The organism is Veillonella parvula (assembly GCF_032550495.1).
GTDB classification, from domain to species: domain Bacteria; phylum Bacillota; class Negativicutes; order Veillonellales; family Veillonellaceae; genus Veillonella; species Veillonella parvula_G.
In genome coordinates this window covers 1-21,768 of the sequence record NZ_JAWFZJ010000001.1, presented here as the reverse complement: position 1 = coordinate 21,768, position 21,768 = coordinate 1, and the positions used below count along the sequence as shown (strand labels likewise).

General features: G+C 36.9%; 20 protein-coding genes and 1 tRNA gene. All 21 read right to left on the bottom strand.

Translation table 11 applies throughout. The features are described 5' to 3' along the window. Nucleotides 1-66: 66 nt before the first annotated feature. A complete protein-coding gene (locus tag E6X37_RS00105) occupies nt 67-1,116 on the bottom strand; it encodes a 2-hydroxyacid dehydrogenase (protein WP_278618201.1) in 1,050 nt (349 codons plus the stop codon). A 123-nt stretch (nt 1,117-1,239) separates the two neighbouring features. Further along, on the bottom strand, nt 1,240-1,707 hold the full coding sequence (mscL, locus tag E6X37_RS00100; protein WP_316689330.1) for a large conductance mechanosensitive channel protein MscL: 468 nt from the start codon (nt 1,705-1,707) through the stop codon (nt 1,240-1,242). 284 nt (nt 1,708-1,991) lie between these two features. After that, nucleotides 1,992-3,659: an ATP-dependent nuclease gene (locus tag E6X37_RS00095; RefSeq protein WP_278618202.1), complete on the bottom strand. Its 1,668-nt coding sequence runs from the start codon at nt 3,657-3,659 to the stop codon at nt 1,992-1,994. Between the two features lie 171 nt (nt 3,660-3,830). Continuing rightward, on the bottom strand, nt 3,831-4,718 hold the full coding sequence (locus E6X37_RS00090) for a DMT family transporter (RefSeq protein ID WP_008714338.1): 888 nt from the start codon (nt 4,716-4,718) through the stop codon (nt 3,831-3,833). A gap of 212 nt (nt 4,719-4,930) precedes the next feature. Then, on the bottom strand, nt 4,931-6,430 hold the full coding sequence (gene thrC, locus E6X37_RS00085) for a threonine synthase (protein WP_278618203.1): 1,500 nt from the start codon (nt 6,428-6,430) through the stop codon (nt 4,931-4,933). A 182-nt stretch (nt 6,431-6,612) separates the two neighbouring features. Beyond that, nucleotides 6,613-7,554, bottom strand: a complete 942-nt coding sequence (locus tag E6X37_RS00080; protein WP_004696562.1) for a Dyp-type peroxidase — start codon at nt 7,552-7,554, stop codon at nt 6,613-6,615. Between the two features lie 281 nt (nt 7,555-7,835). Next, nucleotides 7,836-7,911: transfer RNA gene (locus E6X37_RS00075), tRNA-Lys, on the bottom strand. Between the two features lie 83 nt (nt 7,912-7,994). Beyond that, on the bottom strand, nt 7,995-8,297 hold the full coding sequence (locus E6X37_RS00070) for a hypothetical protein (RefSeq protein WP_316604086.1): 303 nt from the start codon (nt 8,295-8,297) through the stop codon (nt 7,995-7,997). Nucleotide 8,298: 1 nt separating this feature from the next. Further along, nucleotides 8,299-9,264 (bottom strand): GTP 3',8-cyclase MoaA, encoded by a 966-nt coding sequence (gene moaA / locus E6X37_RS00065; protein ID WP_004698566.1) that lies wholly within the window; start codon nt 9,262-9,264, stop codon nt 8,299-8,301. Between the two features lie 26 nt (nt 9,265-9,290). Next, the gene (locus tag E6X37_RS00060) at nt 9,291-9,731 is read right to left on the bottom strand and encodes an MOSC domain-containing protein (protein WP_004698555.1); all 441 of its coding nucleotides are present in this window, start codon (nt 9,729-9,731) and stop codon (nt 9,291-9,293) included. 213 nt (nt 9,732-9,944) lie between these two features. Further along, nucleotides 9,945-11,273: a nucleobase:cation symporter-2 family protein gene (locus tag E6X37_RS00055; protein WP_038125499.1), complete on the bottom strand. Its 1,329-nt coding sequence runs from the start codon at nt 11,271-11,273 to the stop codon at nt 9,945-9,947. Nucleotides 11,274-11,453: 180 nt separating this feature from the next. Continuing rightward, a complete protein-coding gene (locus tag E6X37_RS00050; protein ID WP_004698544.1) occupies nt 11,454-12,071 on the bottom strand; it encodes a cyclodeaminase/cyclohydrolase family protein in 618 nt (205 codons plus the stop codon). A 29-nt stretch (nt 12,072-12,100) separates the two neighbouring features. Continuing rightward, the gene (locus tag E6X37_RS00045; protein ID WP_021148392.1) at nt 12,101-13,771 is read right to left on the bottom strand and encodes a formate--tetrahydrofolate ligase; all 1,671 of its coding nucleotides are present in this window, start codon (nt 13,769-13,771) and stop codon (nt 12,101-12,103) included. Nucleotides 13,772-14,020: 249 nt separating this feature from the next. Continuing rightward, nucleotides 14,021-15,295: an SLC13 family permease gene (locus E6X37_RS00040; protein ID WP_077708600.1), complete on the bottom strand. Its 1,275-nt coding sequence runs from the start codon at nt 15,293-15,295 to the stop codon at nt 14,021-14,023. 157 nt (nt 15,296-15,452) lie between these two features. Then, entirely contained in the window at nt 15,453-16,064 is a 612-nt protein-coding gene (gene ttdB, locus E6X37_RS00035) for a L(+)-tartrate dehydratase subunit beta (protein WP_195394632.1), read from the bottom strand. Continuing rightward, on the bottom strand, nt 16,064-16,966 hold the full coding sequence (gene ttdA, locus E6X37_RS00030) for a L(+)-tartrate dehydratase subunit alpha (RefSeq protein WP_004698665.1): 903 nt from the start codon (nt 16,964-16,966) through the stop codon (nt 16,064-16,066). Before ttdA ends, ttdB begins: the two co-directional genes overlap by 1 nt. 383 nt (nt 16,967-17,349) lie before the next feature. Then, complete coding sequence (locus E6X37_RS00025) at nt 17,350-18,378, bottom strand: AraC family transcriptional regulator (RefSeq protein WP_038150581.1); 1,029 nt, start codon at nt 18,376-18,378, stop codon at nt 17,350-17,352. A gap of 192 nt (nt 18,379-18,570) precedes the next feature. Beyond that, a complete protein-coding gene (locus E6X37_RS00020) occupies nt 18,571-18,837 on the bottom strand; it encodes a SemiSWEET family transporter (protein WP_004698672.1) in 267 nt (88 codons plus the stop codon). Between the two features lie 415 nt (nt 18,838-19,252). Next, the gene (locus tag E6X37_RS00015) at nt 19,253-20,275 is read right to left on the bottom strand and encodes an AraC family transcriptional regulator (protein ID WP_004698749.1); all 1,023 of its coding nucleotides are present in this window, start codon (nt 20,273-20,275) and stop codon (nt 19,253-19,255) included. A gap of 14 nt (nt 20,276-20,289) precedes the next feature. Then, complete coding sequence (locus tag E6X37_RS00010) at nt 20,290-21,357, bottom strand: zeta toxin family protein (RefSeq protein WP_004698578.1); 1,068 nt, start codon at nt 21,355-21,357, stop codon at nt 20,290-20,292. 71 nt (nt 21,358-21,428) lie between these two features. Then, a partial coding sequence (locus E6X37_RS00005; protein WP_394802165.1) for a cupin domain-containing protein occupies nt 21,429-21,768 on the bottom strand: 340 nt, incomplete at its 5' end.

Here is a 21,768-nt window from a genome sequence, read left to right as displayed (position 1 = left end):
GGAAAAATATTCTTTTATTTTACCATATTTTGTATAAAACCGCATATCTTTTAATGTCTTCCACTTTTAGTCGAAATCAGTTAAATCAACGCCAGCCTTTTTAAGCTCTTCTAGCGCAGACTCTACATCCATTTGAGGTTTCTTATAATTTACTTCTTCATTTACACATGTTTTTAAAGGTTTCTTATAAACGCCGGCAATAATATTGTCTGCTGTCAAAATAGACATGTCATAACGAGTCCTATCTGTGTAAGAGCCAATATGTGGTACAATGAGGCAATTTTCTACCTCTAATAATGGATGATCCACTGGTAATGGTTCTGGATCCGTCACATCGAGTGCCGCATAATCAATTTCACCTGTATTTAAGGCATTAATGAGTGCCTCTGTATCAACGATAGGACCACGACCTACATTTACAAATAAAGCGGTATTTTTCATCTTCTTGAAGAATGCTTCATCACACATATGATAGGTTTCATCTGTTAATGGAGCCATTACACAAACTACATCACTAGTCGCTAAAAGGTCATCTAGCTCCATATAAGTAGTCTTATGAATCTTATCATCCAAGCGTTGATTACGATTATGATATACAACAGTCATACCAAAGGCACGGGCGCGGCGAGAAATAGACACGCCGATAGCCCCCATGCCAATGATACCAAGAGTGCGACGACTTAAATCAAAACCTTTAATATTAGAAGGTCTTTGAGCCCAACGACCGTCTTTTACAAAGTTAGCATTTTCTATAATACGACGACTAGCCGTGGCAATCAAGGTAAATGCAAGTTCTGCTACCGTTTCATTGAGAACACCTGGTGTATTGCCATAAGGAATGCCTGCCGCTGTTAGTTCATCAATGTTTACATTATCATAGCCTACGGCCGCTTGTGCTATAACCTTTAAATTTGGCGCATTCTTTACAAGATCAGCATCTACATCTAAAGGTCGTACACACCATAAACCATCTGCATCAACGAGCCATTCCTTCAGTACCTCACGAGGCATCACTGTTTTTTCAGTCCATTGGCGCACATCTACATGCTCTTTTAAATATGCAATCGCATCTTTGCGAACCAGTCCATTTACTACTACTAGAGGTTTCTTTTCCATGTATATCCCTCCCTAAAAAATTCTATATATTATAATTATATTTTATACTAGAAAGCTAACGTAATACAACAAAAAGGAGTAAGGCCAAAACCTCACTCCTTTTATGTATAATTTAAATTTGAACTAGTTCAAATCTGCAGTACAGTTAGGACATTTAACTGCATTAATATTGATTTCAGATTTACAGAATTGACATTCTTTCGTTGTAGGTGCTTCTGCAACTTCCTCTTCTTTCGCGGATTTCATCATTTTAGCCAAGCCACGAACCATCAAGAATACAACAAATGCCAAAATCAAGAATTGAATCAAATTAGTAATAAATGTACCATATGGCAATACAGATCCAGCTGCACGAGCTGTAGCAATATCAGCGCCAGCCATGAATGCATCTTTAGAACCTGTGCTCAATGGCAAATACAAATTACTAAAATCAATACCACCTGTGAATACACTGAGAACAGGCATGAATAGGTTGTTTACAACAGAATTAACCAATGCTGTGAAAGCAGCACCAATAATCATACCAATAGCTAGGTCCATCATATTGCCTTTGAAAGCAAATGCTTTAAAGTCGTTTAAAAAGTCTTTCATTTTCATACTCCTAGATACGTTTAATTGAGAATGCATTAATAACAGTACTAATCATAAAATAAAGATAAAAAGATGTCAATAAATTTCGATGTAGTTTTTAAAATTTAGTTAATATAGTTTTTCATAATTCTATCTATTATTGTAATAAATCACGTATTATGCGTATTTTTTGCACCATATTTTCTATACCTACACTCTAAAACGCTTTGATACATACTAGAAAATAGAGCCTAACCAAACTTTGGTCAGACTCTATTAATTAGAAGTATTAATGTATTGTTCCATTAACCTAAACCTAGTGAAAGAAGTTTAGCACGCTCTATTACTGCAATAAATGCAGGTGGTATCATGGAAGCATCTAAGAATTGACTAATACGACGCCCTACAATTACCCCTTTATTGGCATAGAACCAAGAGAAGTAATAAATATGTAAATCATCTAACTTACGATCCGAAATATTCGATAAACATCGTTGTACAATTTGACTTTTAGTAATACCTAGTTTCGCATAACCACGACGTGCCATGTCCTTTGTTACCATTGGCCGTGCATCATCAATAATATCCTTGATAATGGCATCCATTATGGAACGCTTTTGCATCGCAAGCAAATACGATACAAAATCCATTTCAAAACAAATTTCTTGTGTGTAAAATATATTGCTATGTGCTTTTGCATACTTTCCCTCTACATCTCGATCATAGAGAGCTACTGTTGGAATAGAGAATCTATTAAATAATTTTTGTAATTTACTAATAGAAGACTCTCCTCGGGCATTGATAAGACAAATGCCAAAGTAATCAAAATCTACCCCCAATCGTTTACCAAAACCTGCAAAGCTACCGTACTCTGTCTCTCCTTCTACAATGATAATACACCGAGCGTAGAGCGCCTCCTTAGCCTCTGGAAAATGCATAATCAAATGTTTCTCTACCTCTTTAGGGAAGTTAAACGTAACCCCACAAGCTGCACAGACCATATTATTTTCATCCCGATAAAGGCGAATAATGTGCCGATAATCATCAACAAGCGCATCTGTACTATGTGTAACTACAAAAAGTTGTCCTAACAATCCATCAATTTTAAATACATCTCGCAACAACGATAAAAACTCTTCATTTTCATTAGTTGCAATTTGGCGGTAATAATTGAGCACAGCCCGTTGCAAATAAGGGCTTAAATGTAGCTCTGGCTCATCCACACTGATAAAGATTGGTAAAAACTTGCGACCCTTTCCATCATATACAAGTAAAGCTTCTAGATTTGTAGTCGCACTACTCACCTTCATATAGATTTGAGCTAAAATTTTAAGAGCCACAGCCATTATTAAACGCACATTATCAGCAGAATACTTGCGTTCTATAGCAGAAGATGTAGACAACACCTCTATAAGGTGTTGAATATTGAGCATACAATAGGGATCTAAATCCTTGCGTAAACTGACAATTTCACGCTGCAAATCATCAGTCGCCATTTCTAATCGAGATACATAAGCTTGTAAGAGATGTCCTAATTCAATATATACAGCAGAGGGTATAGAAAATAGCTCTTGCTCTGATGTATCGCGATGACACACATATAAGGCATGACGAATCATAGATAACGCCATAGGTTCAATCCCTGCATCAGTGACTCTGTATAATCGTGGATATACCTCTTGTACAACTTGTTCAAGTCGTAAACGGTAGGTGGGGCCTTCATCAGCAGTATACATGCTTTTATAATTTAACTCACCTAAAGATATTTCAAAATCAATGCGGATAGGCTTGTTTACATCCGTGAAATCACTTTCAATGAACCCATGGCACTCCATGATAATTTCTAAGAGATCTAGAAAATTAGACTTACCTACTGCATTCTCACCGACAAAGTAATTAATATCATTGTGAAAGCTTAGCGTTACATCCGCTAAGTTCCTATAGTTTTCAATATGCATCCATTTTATATACATAGCTCCTCCGTCTGTAGCTACTTTCAAAATGAAAGAGCTCTAGTATATTTCATTACCACAAATCACTAACTAATACCCTTGTATTATCTCTTTTATGTAAAAAGGTGCTAATCACGAATGTAATCAGCACCCCACTGTCATATACAATCTGATATTGTATATATTCGACATTTATTTGATTTTATCCTCTATGACCTTGCCCTCTCTTAATGGACCACTCTGTTCTTTAAGACGCGCCAACATAACAGAAGATATAAACATGGCAATACCAGCACCCACTGTGGCTATGGATAAGCTTTCACCAAAGATCAAGAACCCGTAGAAGGAACTAATAAATACGCCAACGTATTGCAAGAATTGAGCCACTACAGCATTGGTCGTAACAAAGGCTCCGGTCAAGAAAAACTGAGCCACTACACTAATACCACCGATAGCAAAGATAATTAGCCAGTCTGTACCTTGAGGCATAACGAGCTGTTCTGTAGTGACGAGGCCCGCAATCATACCAGTAATCATAAAATAGGCCATAATTTCAAAATTACTATGTTGTCCGCGTTTACTAATAGTTCGTATTGTCGTATAAGCCGCCGCAGCTAGAGCAGCACCTAAAATTGCTACCAAGGCATACCAAGAAAATGATTCATAACTAAAAGGATTTACCATTACTAAGACAGCAATCAAAATGACTCCGAGCCATTTGCCAGCCCCTTTAGGTATCGATTCCTTCAGAAACAGAGCACTAAAGATAAAAACAAATATTCCTGTCGTCTGAAATAGAATTGTTGCATCAGATAATTTTATGTGTACCAAAGCGATAAAATTACATACCATACCAAAACCGCCGTATAGGCCACGCATGACGAGGAGCCCCCGATTCTCTTTTGAAAATCGGATTCCCTTCACATACATGATAATGAGCACCGCAACAGTCCCAAAGAACCCACGGGCAAAAGCGATCTCCCCAGGTGGAATATTCGTCCCCAACAGTTTTACGAATACATTCATCGTACTAAACAAAAGTGCAGATAACAGTGCATATATAAGGCCCTTTTTAGCCATAGCCCCTCCTATAATTATATTTCTCTATATAATTATAAACCCATATTTCTATAAATAATGAATACATCAATACATACTAACAAAATTCCATATCATATATGATGAATGTTAATTTAATGAGAAAATGAATTTAATTGGTTAATCAATAAAAAATGATTACTCAATAAAAAACATATAGATATGCCGCCCTTCTAAGGAAAGGCGGCATTGTATTATTTAGAGAATGTATCTACAAAATCTAAGATTTCTTGTTTCATATTCTCTTTGTCGATTGCTTTTGTAAAGCGCAATGGTTTGGATTGTAAGGCTTCCAATTGTTTAGGGAAGGCAACACCCGTTACAGCAGAGATATTATCTAAGCTTTCATAAGGAGTCTCGCCCACCTTGATATCCAATGCCTCACAGATTGGTGTAGGAAATTTAAACGGATGTGCTGTAGATGCAATCACTGTATGACGAGCGCCATCTTCAGGATGCTTCTCCAACTCCTTCATATACGCCCCCATAGCAACCGCCGTATGAGGATCCATTACATAACCGTAAGAATTGTATACTTGTTCAATGATTGCTTTTGTTTCTTCATCATCAACGTAGGCACCAGCAAAATCAGTCTTAACACGTTTGAACTCTTCTTCATTAACAGTTAATTTGCCTGTTGTTTTAAGATCTTTCATCCATCCTACTGTACGTTCGCTATCTTCACCAGAAATATAATATAAGAATCGTTCAAAGTTAGAGGATTCAAGAATATCCATAGATGGAGAAATCGTCGTATAGAATGGGCGGTTCATATCGTAGGTACCGTTTTCAAAGAAGTCAGTAAGTACGTTATTTTGATTAGATGCACAAATCAATTTGCCGATAGGAATCCCCATTTTTTTAGCATAGTAAGCAGCCAAGATATTACCGAAGTTACCTGTTGGAACTACAACGTTGAAAGCTTCGTCTTCATGGATTGCACCTTGTGCAACCAGTTCAGCATAGGCATTTACATAGTAAACTACTTGTGGAGCTAAACGACCAATATTGATAGAGTTCGCACTAGAAAACATAACCCCTTTTTCAGCAACCTCTTCTGCAGTTACTTTATCAACAAAGAGACGTTTCAAGAATTGTTGCGCATCGTCAAAGTTACCATGAATGGCTGTGACATTGACATTCGCCCCTTCTTGTTTTTGCATTTGTTCCGCTTGCATAGGACTAACGCCATCAGTTGGGTAAAATACCTGAATATGAGTGCCAGGTACATCCTTGAAGCCTTCAAGAGCTGCTTTACCAGTATCACCAGAAGTAGCCGTTAAGATAAGAACTTCTTTTTTCTCACCTTCCGCCTCTTTAGCAGCTACTAAGAGATATGGAAATAAAGACAAAGCCATATCTTTGAAAGCTTGTGTGCGACCATGGAATAGTTCCAATACAGAAACCTTTTCCAATAAAGAGTGTAATGGTGCAATATCACGGGTGCTGAAATTAGCATCGCAGTAAGCAGAATTAATCATTTCATTTAAATGAGCTTCGGAAAAGCATGGAAACAACTTTGCTAAAACAACGGCTGCTACTTCTTGGTAGTTTTTATCTTTCACATCATTGTAAGTTAAGCAATTTGTAGGGAATAAAGATGGTACATATAGGCCACCATCCTCTGCCAATCCGTGCAACAATGCATATGTTTCATTTACCGCAACGGTACCGCGGGTGCTAGTATAATTCATAGAATACCTCATTTATAACTACAATGGATTTTTACGAGTTTAATAGATTTATTATAGCATAAAAGCGCCCACTTGGGGCGCTTTCTATAGAATTGTATAATAAATTTTAATCTGATAGATAAAACTAAACATTACTAACTAATTAGATAAATGTTTAGTCTCCACTATCAATCAGAAATCCCTTATAATTCACCTTCTGCAATAGCATCCAATGTATCAAGAGACGGAATGAAAAATAGCATGCCCGTAATAGGCTTAGAATAATCAAGCAATTTATCATTTTGTGTAAACATATTGGTAAGCATTGTTTTGGTCACATCCCAGTAACGAGCATAACCTATAAAGTATGTGCCTCGAACACCTTGACCAGGTTGAGCAAATGGAACATTCATACGAACGATCTTATGTTCTTCATCATCACGATTGTCTTGAGCCACTACATTGTGAGCTGCCGGGTCTTTTTCGTCATCCTCTAATTCGATATCACTAAATTTGCGACGACCAATGAATTTCTCTTGCATTTCTGTAGGAAGTGCACGCCATGCATCAAGATCATGTTCATATTTCTGTGCAAATGCATAAGAGCCGTTAGTAAATTCAGGATCTTCATCGCCAATAACACCCCACTCTACGGCCTCTTGACCAACAGGATTTTCAGTACCATCAACAAAATCAATAATCGCACGACCTTGTTCGTAGTGGAAGCCATGGGTTTCATCTACAACAGATGTAATAGGGCGTAAGAACTCCATAATTTGATCCACTACAGTATACGTAACAGATTCATCATTAGAGCGGACATGCAAAAATAAGTCAGCTGCTACAGCTGGTACATCTTGTTTATCACCTTTTATGCCTTGGAAGTCTTCTAACTCTTTTGGTACCGGTGCATTAGGGAACAAATAATCCCATGCCTTACGGCTAAAGCCAAAGGCAATGCCCAAACCTTCCCCATTAGCGCGAATACTAACAGAACGTTTAATGGCTTGAATACGATCTGCCATATCTTGAATCACTTCAAGCTCTGCCTCATGATCTTTACGGTTTAATAACAAAGTAGTGAAGTTGACACTTTGGCCAGCATCTTTATACACATCTTGTGTTCTAGAAACATCTACTGCCATTTGGTACCTCCTAGTGAGAAAACTATTATAAAACCATCATAAGCTATTATAGTTTTACTGTCTATAAAATATATTATATTGTATCAATACTATATTCAATTAATATCAAAATTTATAAACTTAATTGAATCAATGACTACTCGTTTGAGAGAAATAAGATTAAACCACAACGTATTTTAACCATGTAAATAACTATATAAAGGCTAAAAAGATATGTAAAAAGCTAAAAGAAAAATATTTACACAAAAAAAGAACTCACACAAAATGTGAGTTCTTTACTCTGGTGGACCACCAGGGGTTCGAACCCTGGACACCCTGATTAAGAGTCAGGTGCTCTGCCAGCTGAGCTAGTGGTCCATGACATGAATAATTATATGCTTATTTTATAGGAATGTAAAGAAAATTTATTACACTCCTATAAAATATCAACATTCATATTATTAATATTGTAATACCCAATCTTTCATAATATTACAGGCCTCAGTAAGGAGTAGATCACTAGTCCCTACGCAGTCTTCACCGCTATATAGTTGAAGCACACTATGAGTGCGGCTTACTTCTTTAACAATAACATTCGTCAAATTAGACTTAGGAACGCTAAACTGTAAACCATAACGACCAAAATAAGTAAATACGGTTTCTTGTGTATTGTATTCTATATGGACTTGAAGCATCTTGCCTCCCGGCCAGCATGATTCAACATTCTCCTTTGATCTAGGCTTTAAAAAATCAAGAAATCCCATACTACCCTCCGATTCGCCACATTGGTCGTTCTGGTTGCTCCATGCCTATACCATCATGTCGTTCTTGTTTTCGTTGCAAAGCACGTTCGATATGCTTAGCTAAAGCCTCTTCTGAGGCACCATTGCGCACGAGTGATACGAGATCAGCCTCATCATCTCGCAACAAGCACAATCGCATTTGACCGTCAGATGTAAGACGTACACGATTGCAAGTGTCACAATAGCTATGAGACATAGAGAATATAAAGCCTACAGCCTTACCACTAGGTAGTGCCAAATATGTAGCAGGACCAAAGCCATAAACAGAATGAACCTCTGTGAGAGATCCGCCACTAACGCGTTCTAGTTGTTCCTTCCATTCATCAAAGGTAGGCCCATGAAAGGCATCACCTTGGAACGGCATGTATTCAATAAATCGCCAAACAACAGGCCATTTTTCAACATATTGTAATAAAGATTTAACTTCATCATCGGACCAATAACGAGATAAAACCGTATTAATCTTAACGGATTTAAAGTTAGCATTAATAGCACTACGTATACCGTCGAGGACGGACTCCAACTGTCCCGCTTTACCAACACAGGTGGCAAAAGCTTCAGTTTCAAGAGAGTCCAAACTAATATTCACACGATTCAAGCCAAGTTTTTTTAACCGTTGCGCTCGTGAGGCTAATAAACTACCATTGGTAGTCATAGAAATATCTTCAAACCAACCTGTTTCTTTAATACGACCTAGTAACTCTTCGATATGTGGATAGAGCAAAGGCTCACCGCCTGTGAGGCGTACTGCCTTCACACCAATATGATGGAAGGCCCCTAATATATTCATCCATTCATCAACAGATAATAGTTGTGTTTGACTTTGAGGAGTAATTTCTGCAGGTCGGCAGTAGGGACAACAAAAATTACACGCATCTGTCAACGACAGACGTACATATTCAATTGTACGACCCCATGCGTCTTTCATAACACACCTCATTTACTAATACGAAATTATTTAATAATAGATACTTCATCACCTACATGAATCATACCAGTTTTAAGAACCTTACCAAAGATACCTTGTGTAGGCATAATACAGGAACCAACTTGTTTCATAATTTCACAACCTTGATGACATTCCTTGCCAATTTGAGTAATTTCAAGAATCACATCATCACCTACTTGTAAGTGAGTCCCTACAGCTAATTCATAAAGAACCATGCCTTCTACTGTAATGTTTTCAGCGAAATCACCAGGTTTGACATCTGCACCTTGTGCCCTCATGTGATCAATACTCGCAATACCAAGCAAGCTGATTTGGCGATGCCAATTTCCTGCATGAGCATCTCCCTCCATCCCATGATCAACAATGAGATTGGCGGATTCAATATTATGTTTTTTTTGCCCTTTTCTCTCACTTATGGAGATAGCAATAATTTTTCCGTCTGCCACGTAGCCCTTCCCTTCTTATGGGAACATTCCATATACATAACTTTTATAAACACTTAATTGTAAATACAAATTAATATTTCTATTTTATGAAAGCATCACAAAATAGTTCTACAATTATCTATATATTATAGCATAATATTCTAATGTTTTTCCTGTGATTTTATTCACTAAAAAAACTCTACCGAAAGAGGTAGAGTTCTCATCTAGTTATTATTATCGGCGACCCATTTCTTTAATTTCGTCACCTTTATTAACACCATTTAGTAATAAATTAAGCAAGATTGCCATAATACTACCAAAGGTAATGCCAGATTTTAATATAATTTGTGCCCAATCAGGGAAATTAGCATAAAAGTTCGGCGCCGCAATAGGGATCATAGCCACTCCAATACTAATCGCCACAAGCATCAAGTTATGATTACCATCAAAACTAACCTTGCCAAGAGCGCGGATACCACTGGCAACAATCATACCAAACATAGCAATACCAGCACCACCAAGCACTGCATTTGGAATACTAGCAACTATAGCAGCTAGTTTAGGAAATAAACCTAACAAAATTAAGATTACTCCAGATGCAGCTACTACAAAGCGACTTTTAACACCTGTAACCGCAATAAGTCCTACATTTTGAGCAAAGGCTGTATATGGGAAACTATTAAGAATTCCCCCTATTAAAGTAGAAATACCATCGGCACGAATAACAGAAGCCAATTCTTTTCGACCTATTGGCTTATCCACAATTTCACCAATAGCAATACTATCACCTGTAGTCTCTACCATGACAACGAGCATGACGATAATCATAGATAGTACAGAAGCCCAGTCAAAGGTTGGCAAACCAAAATAGAATGGTTCAATGAAAGCAACCCATTGAGATCGACCAACTTCATCAAAATTAGCAACGCCCATTGCAAAGGCAATTGCTGTGCCTGCGATCAAACCGATTAATACAGAAAGATTACTTAAGAAACCTTTAGCAAACTTGTATACAAATACAACAATTAAGAACGTAAGAAACCCAAGTCCTATGTTTGTATAGCTTCCAAATTCTGGATTTCCTACGCCGCCCCCCATCCAATTAATGGCAACTGGCATTAAGTTAATCCCAATAAGAGTAATTATGGTTCCCGTTACAACAGGGGGGAACAGTCGAATTAGACGACTAAAGAATGGAGCTACTAGAAAGGTAAATAAACCTGCTACAATAATGGCGCCGTAAATGGCAGTCATACCATGCTGTGCCCCAATCATAGTCATAGGTCCGACAGATGCAAAGGTAACACCTTGGATCATAGGGATACGCCCACCTATATTACCGAAGCCTAATGTTTGAATTAAGGTCGCAATGCCACAAGTAAACAAGTCTGCTGTAATAAGACGAATCAAGTCCTCCACAGGTAAATTCATCGCCTGTGCCACGATAATCGGTACCGCGACAGCTCCAGCATACATGGCAAGTACATGCTGTAAACCAAAGGCAAAGAGCTGTGGTATGGGCAACATACTATCGACTGTATTTATTTGGTTCTGATCTGTCATAATGTCTCCTACATAAAACCTCGAAATATCACCCATTTATTTTACACTATCGTTCGGATTATAACAATAGAAAAAAGAGAGTCTATTATTTTATACGTATTAATAGGCTCTCTTTATATTATTTCCCGAACTTTTATAGTTTGCTCGGTTATATTATTCGATTTATATTATAATCTCTTATTATTCATATAACCCTATGATAGACGACTCTTTAACATCAAGATCTTTTTCAATGGCATACATCTTAGATGTTAGTTCTGCTACAAAACTTTCATCTTTAATACCAGATAAATTAATACGCACATTCAAAAAAGCCGATTTCACCGCAGCACGCGCATTAATAGCCGCAATAATACCATCTGTAATAAGATTTTGATTCCCCTTACGAGAGGCTAATTCTGCTAAATCAAATATTTGATTCGCTAATTCTCCAATTTCAAAAGGTACCATAGCAGCATCTTTGTATGCTTGTTGAATAGCAGCTGTACGCGCAGCCTTCTCTTCATCTGTATTCTTTGGCAATCCTAAGGCGTTCATAAAGATATTAAATACATCTGCATCAGCTTGAGATAATTCGAGCATGCGCTTGCGAATCGCTTCTGCTTTAGCTTGAAGCTCCTCCATTTCGGTCTGAACCGCTTCATAACCTTTTTTACCAAATGTAAGGTTTGCTACCATTTCTGCTAAAGCCGCCCCCGTTGCGGCAGTCAATGCCGCAATAGCACCACCACCTGGCGTTGGCTCTTTAGAGGCAGTAGCAGCCACAAAATCTATTACTCGTTGTTCTACTAATTTCATAACATAGCCTCATGTAAAAACACTTTCTATTAAAACAAGCCTTTAATTGTGCCGTCTGCTTCGATATCCATATTAAGAGCAGCAGGACGTTTAGGAAGGCCCGGCATGACCATTACGTCACCTGTACGACATACGATAAAGCCTGCCCCATTAGCAACACGAATATCGGATACAGTAATTGTAAAGCCAGTTGGTGCGCCCAAAAGAGCTGGATTATCGGATAAGGAGTATTGCGTTTTCGCCATACATACAGGCAAACGATCAAGTCCCCAATCTGCTAATTGTTTAATTTGCTTTTTGGCTTTGTCCGTAAAGATAACACCATCGCCACCATAAATAGTTTTAACGATTTTATTAACTTTGTCCTCAAAACTATCTTCTAACTTATATACGAATTTAGGTGTTGGCTTAGGGCCTTCAAGTAACTCTACAACTTTTTTCGCCATATCAGTGCCGCCTTCGCCGCCCTTTTCCCAACATTCATTAAGCTCTACAGGCACGCCAAACTCATCACATAGGCGAGTCAACTCAGCAATTTCTGCATCTGTATCGCTAGCAAATTTATTGATTGCCACTAATACAGGCACATTGAAATAACGCATGTTTTCAATTGCTTTTTGTAAGTTGCTGAAACCTTTAGTTACGGCTTCAACATTTTCTGTATTCAACTCTTGTTTTGGTACACCACCATGCATTTTAAGAGCTCGTAATGTAGCTACGATAACGATTGCATCAGGGAAAATATCGCCGTATCGGCATTTAATATCAAGGAATTTTTCAGCACCCAAGTCAGCGCCAAAGCCCGCTTCCGTAACTACGATATCACCAATCTTAAGTCCTAGTTTTGTAGCTACAATGGAGTTACAACCATGAGCGATATTAGCGAATGGACCACCATGAACGATGGCCGGTGTATGTTCTAGTGTTTGTACAAGATTCGGCTTGATAGCATCTTTCATAAGGAGAGCCATCGCACCTTGACAACCAAGTTGATGAACATAAACAGGATCACCTGCTAAGTTACAACCGATAACGATGCGACCAAAACGTTCTTTCAAATCTTCTAAATCCTTAGCTAAGCAAAGTATAGCCATGATTTCAGAAGCTACAGTAATCATAAAATGATCTTCCCGAGGGAAGCCACATACTTTACCACCGAGTGCAACTGTCACATTGCGAAGAGCACGGTCATTCATGTCTAGAACACGAGTCCAGGATAGTTGACGCAAATCGATTTGTAATTCATTACCTTGATGGATGTGATTGTCGATCATAGCCGACAACAAATTGTTAGCCGCTGTAATAGCATGCATATCACCTGTAAAGTGAAGATTGATATCATCCATTGGCACAACTTGAGCATAACCGCCACCTGCCGCACCACCCTTAATACCAAATACAGGCCCTAAGGATGGCTCACGTAATGTAGCGATAGCATTTTTACCGATTTTTTGTAAGCCTTGTACGAGGCCGATGCTCGTTGTAGACTTACCTTCCCCTGCCGGTGTTGGCGTAATAGCCGTAACAAGTACCAATTTACCATCTGGCTTAGCTTCTAAACGGCGAATAGCATCAAAGGAAATTTTCGCTTTATAATGACCATATTGTTCAATATCATCAGGTGTTAAACCACATTTATCGGCAATAACCTGAATCTTCTCCATTTTATTCTGTTGGGCAATCTCAATATCGCTTAACATAAAGCCTCCTCGGCACCATGGCCAGCTCAAAAACTATATAACAACTATGAAACCACATTCAATGTCTACTGTAGATGTATATTTGTACAACTACAGTAATCTATTATATATGAAAGTAGCCCTTATGTCTAATCAATTCTTACCTATCTATACATTATATTAACTTATTACTAAAATATTCTCTCCCAATAGTACAAAAATAAAACCGCCACCTATGGTGACGGTTTTGTATGACTAACCTTTATATAATTATGGGTTAAACGGGAACAAAATCGGTAACAACACTAAAGATACAATTGCAGATACTACAATTAACGGTACGCCTGCTTTTACATAGTCTTTAAAACTATACCCAGCTACATTATATACCATAGTATTTGCAGGCATCCCTATAGGTGTACCATACGCAAGAGAGCTAGAAATTACGATGGCAACAAGAATCGCTTTAGGATCAAAACCTAATTGAGATGCTAGAGACAATCCGATTGGAGCTAGCAATGCAACATCTGCTGTATTGGACATGAAGTTTGTCATAAATACAGATAGGAAGAAAAGTACCGCTAATAATGCCAATGGATTAGGTGTATCCCCCAAAGCATCAACAATAAGATTTGCAATATATGCACCTGCCCCAGATTTTACCATTGCTGTGCCAAGAGCTAAGGAACCTACAAATAATAAAATAGTCTTCATATCAATAGACTTAACTGCTTCGTTTTCGGTAATAACTCCTGTCGCTACGATAACAAGTGCGCCTACCCAGGCACTAACCGCTAAGGATACGCCAATTTGTTTTTCAAAAATCATAGCAGCGATAGTCAACACCAATACCAAACCAGCTACCCATTTTTTCCAAACTGGAACATGACTGAAATCAGCATTTTTTTGATAGTTTGGATCAGGTTCACGCGTTGGAACTTCAGGTAAGAATCTTTTACCAATGAATGCATAGAATAAAGTACCTACGATAAGCATAGGTAAACCTACTTCACCATAAGCAAAGAAACTAAAGGATCCAAGGCCGGCTTCTTGCAAATTAGAATTTGCAATCATATTACCAGGAGAGCCAATCATAGAAATATTCCCCCCCATAGCAGCGGCAAATACGATTGGCATTAAGAATTTAGTTTGGTTAAAACCACCCTTTTTGCAAATACCAATAACAACAGGAATCATAACCGCTGCAGTACCTGTATTAGATAAGAAGCCAGACATAATACCTGTAAGCATCATAATAGCAATAATAAGGATAGTTTCATTTTTAGCAAATTTATTAACAACGTTACCAACATCAACAGCTACACCTGTTTCAAAGAAAGCAGCGCCGATAATAAACATAGCAATAAACAAAATAACATTAGAGTCAACGAAACCTTTAAAAGCTTCCGCTGCAGTTAATACACCAGAAAGATGTAATCCAACGGCCACAATCATAGCCGTAATAGACAATGGAATTTTCTCCAATGCAAACATTACGATTGCAAATACAAGAAATCCCAGTGTAATAGCAATACTATAATCCATGAGAATTCCTTTCATGGTAGTCATACTCTTATAGTATATCTATATGAAGATACGCTGTAAATCACAAAACAATATTATTAATAATTATTTCTCATATAGATATATTTACAAGTTATGAAGTTATTCATAATATAAAGAAATCGCTATTCTTATCTTATTATTTGATGAAACCTACGTGTTTATATATTTCGTCTAATATTTCATCTTTTTTCTTATTATATTCTATTTTCTTTTCTTCAAAGTAGTTATTACCGTCTGCATCAATGGATACGATAAGCGGACCAAATTCTTTAACCTTAAAAGTCCACAAAGTCTCACACATACCTAATTCACGCCAATTAGCAGATTCTACTTTTTCGACTTCTGTAGCAGCAAGAACCGCATTACCTGCAGGGAACACACAGTGTAGTGCACCAAAGTCTTTGCAGGCACGTGCTGTTTCAGGACCCATGCCACCTTTACCTACAATGAGACGTACACCTGTCTTTTTAACAAATTCATATTCGTATTTTTCCATCCTCATAGATGTAGTAGGTCCTACAGATACAACTTCAAATTCATTATCGCTTAAAGTACGAATAATTGGACCTGCATGAAGTATAGCCCCATCTTTAACATCAACCGGTAACGTTTTACCTTCTTCTACCACACGACGATGCCCCATATCACGACAGGTTGTAATATGCCCAGTCAAATAAATCACATCGCCTGGCTTAATGCCTGCTAAATCAGATTGTTGAATAGGTGTAGTTAATATTTTCTTAGCCATTATAATGTCACTCCTTTATGAGATTTAACTGTGCAATTACCATCCTTGTCAAATACGAGATCGCCGCGACGATGATTCCAACAACCTACACTAACAGCACAAGAAATAACAGATGGATGACGTGTACCATGTTCAATGTTCACACCTAAAACAGTTTTATCCCCACCCATACCTTGAGGTCCAATACCAATCTTATTAATTCCATCTTCTAACAATTGTTCCATATAAGCCGCTTTTTCATTAGGTGCTTTTGAAGATACAGGGCGCATTAATGCTTTTTTAGATAATCCAGCAGCGGTATCAATAGTTGTAGCAATCCCTACACCTACCAATAGTGGAGGACACGCATTCAATCCATAGCTTGTCATCAAATCAAGAACAAACTTAGCAATACCTTCATAGCCTTCGCCTGGCATCAATGTTTTACCTGACCCTGGCAAGGAACACCCGCCACCAGCCATATAAGGGAAGATTTCTACATCATCACAACCAGAAATGATATCCCAGTGAATATAAGGTGCAGTGAGGCCAATATTTTTACCAGTATTAAACTCATCAAAAGTTTCTACACAGTTCAATCGTAATGGAGCCTCTTGTGTAGCCTTATAAGTTGCTTCTCTTAGAATATCTTCTAATTCTCCTAATAAGGGATAATTAGATCCAACCTTTACCCAAAATTGTAATACACCAGTATCTTGACAAGAAGGACGATTAAGCTGAGCTGCTAAATCCATATTATGTTGCATTGTTTCATAAATAGATTTGGCCATAGGATTTTTTTCATCCTGTGCCAATTCATGAATTTTTTCTTGTACATCATCAGGCAATACCTTTGCCATATAAGAAATGAAATTAGCTATCTTATTTGTCATTTCTTGTACTTGTTGTTCCTTCGTACTCATCGCAAACCTCCAAAAAGACTTCAATATTTAAGACGTGATTATTTCTGTTTCGGAACCTTAGCTCCTTTCGATGATTCTATTCTACTCTTTTTTCAGTATATAACTATCCAATTTACAAGTTGATTTTTATTGGTGAAAGTCTGTCAAACACATACAAAATTTCCTTAATTATTTTCTTTTAACCCATTAAAAATATACAATTTCACCTATATGATTATAAAAAAAAGAGCACTACCATCAGAACGTAGTGCTCTTTCACCATATATTTTAATAGGATTAACAAATATACAAAATCACCTATACCTAATAATTGTATATCCACCTAATTTAATTTTCAAAATCATGAAATTATAGCTAATTACAAGTTATTATAAGAATGAAAATTATGATTGTAATCTTTTTACAACCATCTCAAGTTGGTCTCTAACATCCTGTAACTTTTGATTAGCCTCATCTAATCTATTCTTATCGATAGAGACATCTTGATAGGGTAAGTAAGTTTGTAAAATGTCTATAATATCTTCTTCCTGAGTAGAAATAATTTCCTTCCAATCATGTAATTTTGTCTTACGCCCCATCTCTTTTGCTTGCTTTCTATATTCAGATGGTGTTGTATGGAAATGTTTCTTGAAGGCCACATTAAAGGCTTTAATATCTGCAAAGCCACAACTACTTGCAATATGTGCTACTCCATCTTCAGAGTTAGCTAAACGAACTGTAGCCTCTCGTAATCTCAACCGCAACAAATACTCTAAAAAGGAAACCCCTAATTGGCGTTTAAAAAATTGAGATGTATAGTTCACATTATAACCGCCTATTTTAGCAATATCTTCTAACTCTATCTTCTGCTTATAGTTTTCATCAATATAGGCAATCATTTTATCAAAGGTAGCTACAGTCATATCAGCAGGCTTTGTATGTATAGGGATAGTCTTAACCGCATCAATTTCACGATATATATCACTCGTCATGGCTAAAAAGTGACTCTCCAACCATAATTGACGATCAGGACTTTCACTATTCACCATTAACAACATCATTTGTGCCGCAAGATAACGTAAGGACGTAAAGAATTCATTATCCCTATTAGTTTTATCTGAGCGCAATACAAATTGGTACATGCCGAAGTTAGGATCAAAGTATTGGAAAAACTCCTTACTCACATGAATAACAAGAGCTGTTGTATCCTCCTCTAAGGCCAACGTAGCATGACCTACTTGAGGGGAAATAATAATGGTATCAAGAGGTTCCATTGTAAAAACCTCACTATTACAACTCATGTCGATTCTGCCCTTTAACAAGATCAAGACTTCAACGCCACTGTGCCAGTTGTAATGATATGTACTAACCTTATATATATCACTATTGAAATCTATATGATTGTGTTTATAGGTATAGTGAAAGTAATCCATAACAACGTAATACCCCTCATAAAATCAAACAAATACCTCTCAATTATTTACATAAAAAATGCACCCCTTATTAATCAAAGGGATGCATTCATTATGATATATATAATTAATAACGGTCAACAGTAATCTTATTTTATATATTAATAAATTATAGTTTTATGCTTCTATAGCATTATATATCTATTCTTAAAATTACATAACCGCTGTAATAGCCGCTGCTAAACCAAAGAAGATACCTGGTGCATTGGCTAATGCTACTGGAATATCTCTATGTTCTTTAAACAAACCATACGCTACCCATAATGTACAGTTGATTGCAGCTACAAGTGGTTGAATCCAATCACCAGTACCTGGATGTGCAAGGTTATGCATGATTTGTGGGAAATAAGATACATACATAGCTACAGCAGTAACAGTTGCAACTTTACCTACGTTTTCCATAAATTTTACTTGATTCATATATCCTCCAAAATTATAACTTACTAATTTTTTTACTCCTGATGAGATATATTCTACTCAGTTTAGTGAATATAACTATCCAAATTAAAAGATAATTTTTATATTAAAATCAACGAAAAAAGATAGATTTCTCTCGATTTATTGTATTTTGGGACTATAACAATATATAAATTCACCCGGAAAATACATATAAAAAAGCACTACTTATCAACAGTAGTGCTTTTTCAATAACTTTATAGGGTTTTTTGATATAGAAATTTACCCAATTCTAATCTTTCTATATGTGTCATAAATTCATCAAAATAATTTGCTTACCAAACTCTTATCACAAGAATATAGCTACTAAAAGAATTAGCTACTATAAGAATTAGTTACTATAAGAATCTAGTTGCCATAGAGATATAACAAAATACCTTTATAAATCCTTTACTACATCTGCTAACTTTTCTTTCAAAGATTCCAATTTTTTGCTCATAAATTCCAATTCACTCTTAGCTCGGGAATCATCTTCATACGACAAGAATGAATGCAATACATCAAGAACATCTTGATTGTCTACAGAAATAATTTCTTTCCAATCTTGTAAGACGGTTTTACGCCCAATGCTTTTGACTTGCTTACGATATTCTGTGGGAGTCATATTAAAGTGTTTTTTAAAAGCCACATTAAAGGCTTTCACATCTGCAAATCCACAATCGCTTGCAATTCTTGCGACAGCCTCATCCGTACCAGCTAAGCGAACAGTAGCGTCACGGATTCTTAACCTCAATACATACTCAACAAATGAAATCCCCATTTGCTTTTTAAAGAACTGAGATGTATAGGCAACATTATAGCCCCCAATTTTTGCAATATCTTCCAACTCTATTTTCTGCTCATAATGCTCATCAATATAGGCAATCATTTTATCGAACGTTGCGGGTTTCATATCACCAGGTCTAGCATTTTCATGAACCTTTTTAATGGGATCAAACTCTCTAAATACATCCCCAGCCAACGCTAAGTAATGATGCTCTATCCACATTCGATGTACCGGGCTTTCACCTTTAGTCATCAATAACATCGTCATAGCTGCATGATGCCGTAAGGTTGTAAAGAATTGATTGTGACGAGTACTATTATCTGAACGCAATACAAATTGATAGGCGCCAAAATCTGGATCATACTGTTGGTAAAATTCATTTCCTACATGAATGACAAAGGCAATGACATCCTCTTCCAGAGCTAATGTGGCATGTCCCACTTGAGGAGAGATAATGACCACATCAAGTGGTTCCATCGTAAATGTCTCACCATTACAACTCATCTCCATTTGGCCTTTTAATAAAATAACAATCTCCGTCTCACTATGCCAGTTGTAATGGTATGTGCCAACTCGATATATGTTGCTACTAAACTCTATGTAATTATGTTTATATGAATAGTCGAAGTAATCCATTACACTTTTACTCCCTAAGGTAATTTCGCTCTTAACTCCTGTTCCTGTGATTTACTCTCTTCTAACAAGGCCGATTCATCTTGAGTCCAAGGACCAAATAAAATTTGGTCTACAACAGTTCCAACAGATTCAGTACATAATTTTGAATTATATACTTGTTCTAAATCACGTTTATACACTTGAATAGTTTCAAAGACTCCACTCTGTTCTAGTTCAGTAATATTAGCGACCAAGGATTTTACAATTCCATCATGATGATCTTTAGGAGTGGCTCTCGCTTGTAAAGGATCCACAATCATCATTTCTAAATAGCGCAATTGCGTCGTCAAATAAGATAACTCTGGCTTAGTAGCAATCAAACAAAAGTCGACGGTATAGCCTTTAGATTTTAATAATGTAGCTGTATTAATTGGTACTGCGGCGGAACGTAATGTGCCTTCAATAATTAAATTGTATTTTAAAGAGCTTAATTTATCAATTACAGCCTCTACCATCTTACCTGCAAACATTTTTGTGTAATCTACACTATCAACACCATATTTTTCTTGTAACTCTCTAAAATACGGGTGTTGAGCACGGTATGTATCGCCATCAATGATAATATAATTACCTTTTGACTCTAGCATTTTCACACGATGAATTGTGGTTTTCCCGGCTCCACTTTGACCACCTAAAATAACAGCACGAGGTGTACTAGATATATTTTTATTAAACGTTAAGAAATCAATGGTACGTTCTAAGGCCTTATCAAAGTCTTCAGAGCTATAGGATTCAATAGCTTGTACATCACTAGTCTCTTTAACAGCTTTAACATCACTAATGTCATGAGAAGCTTGTGCTAATGACTCTTTAATATTGCTTTCAAGGTCTACCATATCTGATTTTAGAACGTCTAACTCATGTATAGACGTGGCTAAATATAACTCTGTATTTACAATATGAGAATACGCTTTTAATAGCTCTACACAGTCACTAGTGTCACTCTCCTCAACTAAGTTACAGAGACGCGCTAATGTTTCCGCGCTTTGTTCTTTTAGAACTTCTATTTGTAAAGTTAAATTATACTGTTCAACGACATTCATACATTCGACCTCTCTCAACGCATTAAAAATGCACCCCTTATAATCTAAGGGATGCATTTATTATGATATATTTATTTAACAACGGTCAACAGCATCTTGAAGTTTTCTTGGGCATCGAGGCTATGAGGGACTTCAGAAGGCATGATCAATGTTTCACCAGCTTTCACATTGTGTTCCACATCACCGACGACGATATGTGCCTCTCCATCGAGGATTTGCACAATCGCATCGCCTACAATTATATGCGTTGAGATTTCTTCGCCCTTTGGTAACGCAAATAAGGTAATACTGAGGCGTTCATTTTGGGCAATCGTAATACTAATCACTTGCCCTTCTTTATACTCTAAACAATCGCCTAGATGTAAAATTTCGTTGACTGGGATATTTTTTGTGAAAGTCTTACTCATAGAA

Excerpts from the sequence above, each read along its gene's own strand:
- E6X37_RS00050 (WP_004698544.1), bottom strand. The coding sequence starts at position 12,071 with ATGAAATTAGTAGAACAACGAGTAATAGATTTTGTGGCTGCTACTGCC.
- thrC (WP_278618203.1), bottom strand. The coding sequence starts at position 6,430 with ATGAATTATACTAGCACCCGCGGTACCGTTGCGGTAAATGAAACATAT.
- E6X37_RS00025 (WP_038150581.1), bottom strand. The coding sequence starts at position 18,378 with ATGGATTACTTTCACTATACCTATAAACACAATCATATAGATTTCAAT.
- E6X37_RS00080 (WP_004696562.1), bottom strand. The coding sequence starts at position 7,554 with ATGGCAGTAGATGTTTCTAGAACACAAGATGTGTATAAAGATGCTGGC.
- E6X37_RS00090 (WP_008714338.1), bottom strand. The coding sequence starts at position 4,718 with ATGGCTAAAAAGGGCCTTATATATGCACTGTTATCTGCACTTTTGTTT.
- E6X37_RS00045 (WP_021148392.1), bottom strand. The coding sequence starts at position 13,771 with ATGTTAAGCGATATTGAGATTGCCCAACAGAATAAAATGGAGAAGATT.
- moaA (WP_004698566.1), bottom strand. The coding sequence starts at position 9,264 with ATGAAAGACGCATGGGGTCGTACAATTGAATATGTACGTCTGTCGTTG.
- E6X37_RS00040 (WP_077708600.1), bottom strand. The coding sequence starts at position 15,295 with ATGGATTATAGTATTGCTATTACACTGGGATTTCTTGTATTTGCAATC.
- E6X37_RS00010 (WP_004698578.1), bottom strand. The coding sequence starts at position 21,357 with ATGAATGTCGTTGAACAGTATAATTTAACTTTACAAATAGAAGTTCTA.
- ttdA (WP_004698665.1), bottom strand. The coding sequence starts at position 16,966 with ATGAGTACGAAGGAACAACAAGTACAAGAAATGACAAATAAGATAGCT.
- ttdB (WP_195394632.1), bottom strand. The coding sequence starts at position 16,064 with ATGGCTAAGAAAATATTAACTACACCTATTCAACAATCTGATTTAGCA.
- E6X37_RS00020 (WP_004698672.1), bottom strand. The coding sequence starts at position 18,837 with ATGAATCAAGTAAAATTTATGGAAAACGTAGGTAAAGTTGCAACTGTT.
- E6X37_RS00095 (WP_278618202.1), bottom strand. The coding sequence starts at position 3,659 with ATGTATATAAAATGGATGCATATTGAAAACTATAGGAACTTAGCGGAT.
- E6X37_RS00105 (WP_278618201.1), bottom strand. The coding sequence starts at position 1,116 with ATGGAAAAGAAACCTCTAGTAGTAGTAAATGGACTGGTTCGCAAAGAT.
- mscL (WP_316689330.1), bottom strand. The coding sequence starts at position 1,707 with ATGAAAGACTTTTTAAACGACTTTAAAGCATTTGCTTTCAAAGGCAAT.
- E6X37_RS00015 (WP_004698749.1), bottom strand. The coding sequence starts at position 20,275 with ATGGATTACTTCGACTATTCATATAAACATAATTACATAGAGTTTAGT.
- E6X37_RS00055 (WP_038125499.1), bottom strand. The coding sequence starts at position 11,273 with ATGACAGATCAGAACCAAATAAATACAGTCGATAGTATGTTGCCCATA.
- E6X37_RS00070 (WP_316604086.1), bottom strand. The coding sequence starts at position 8,297 with ATGGGATTTCTTGATTTTTTAAAGCCTAGATCAAAGGAGAATGTTGAA.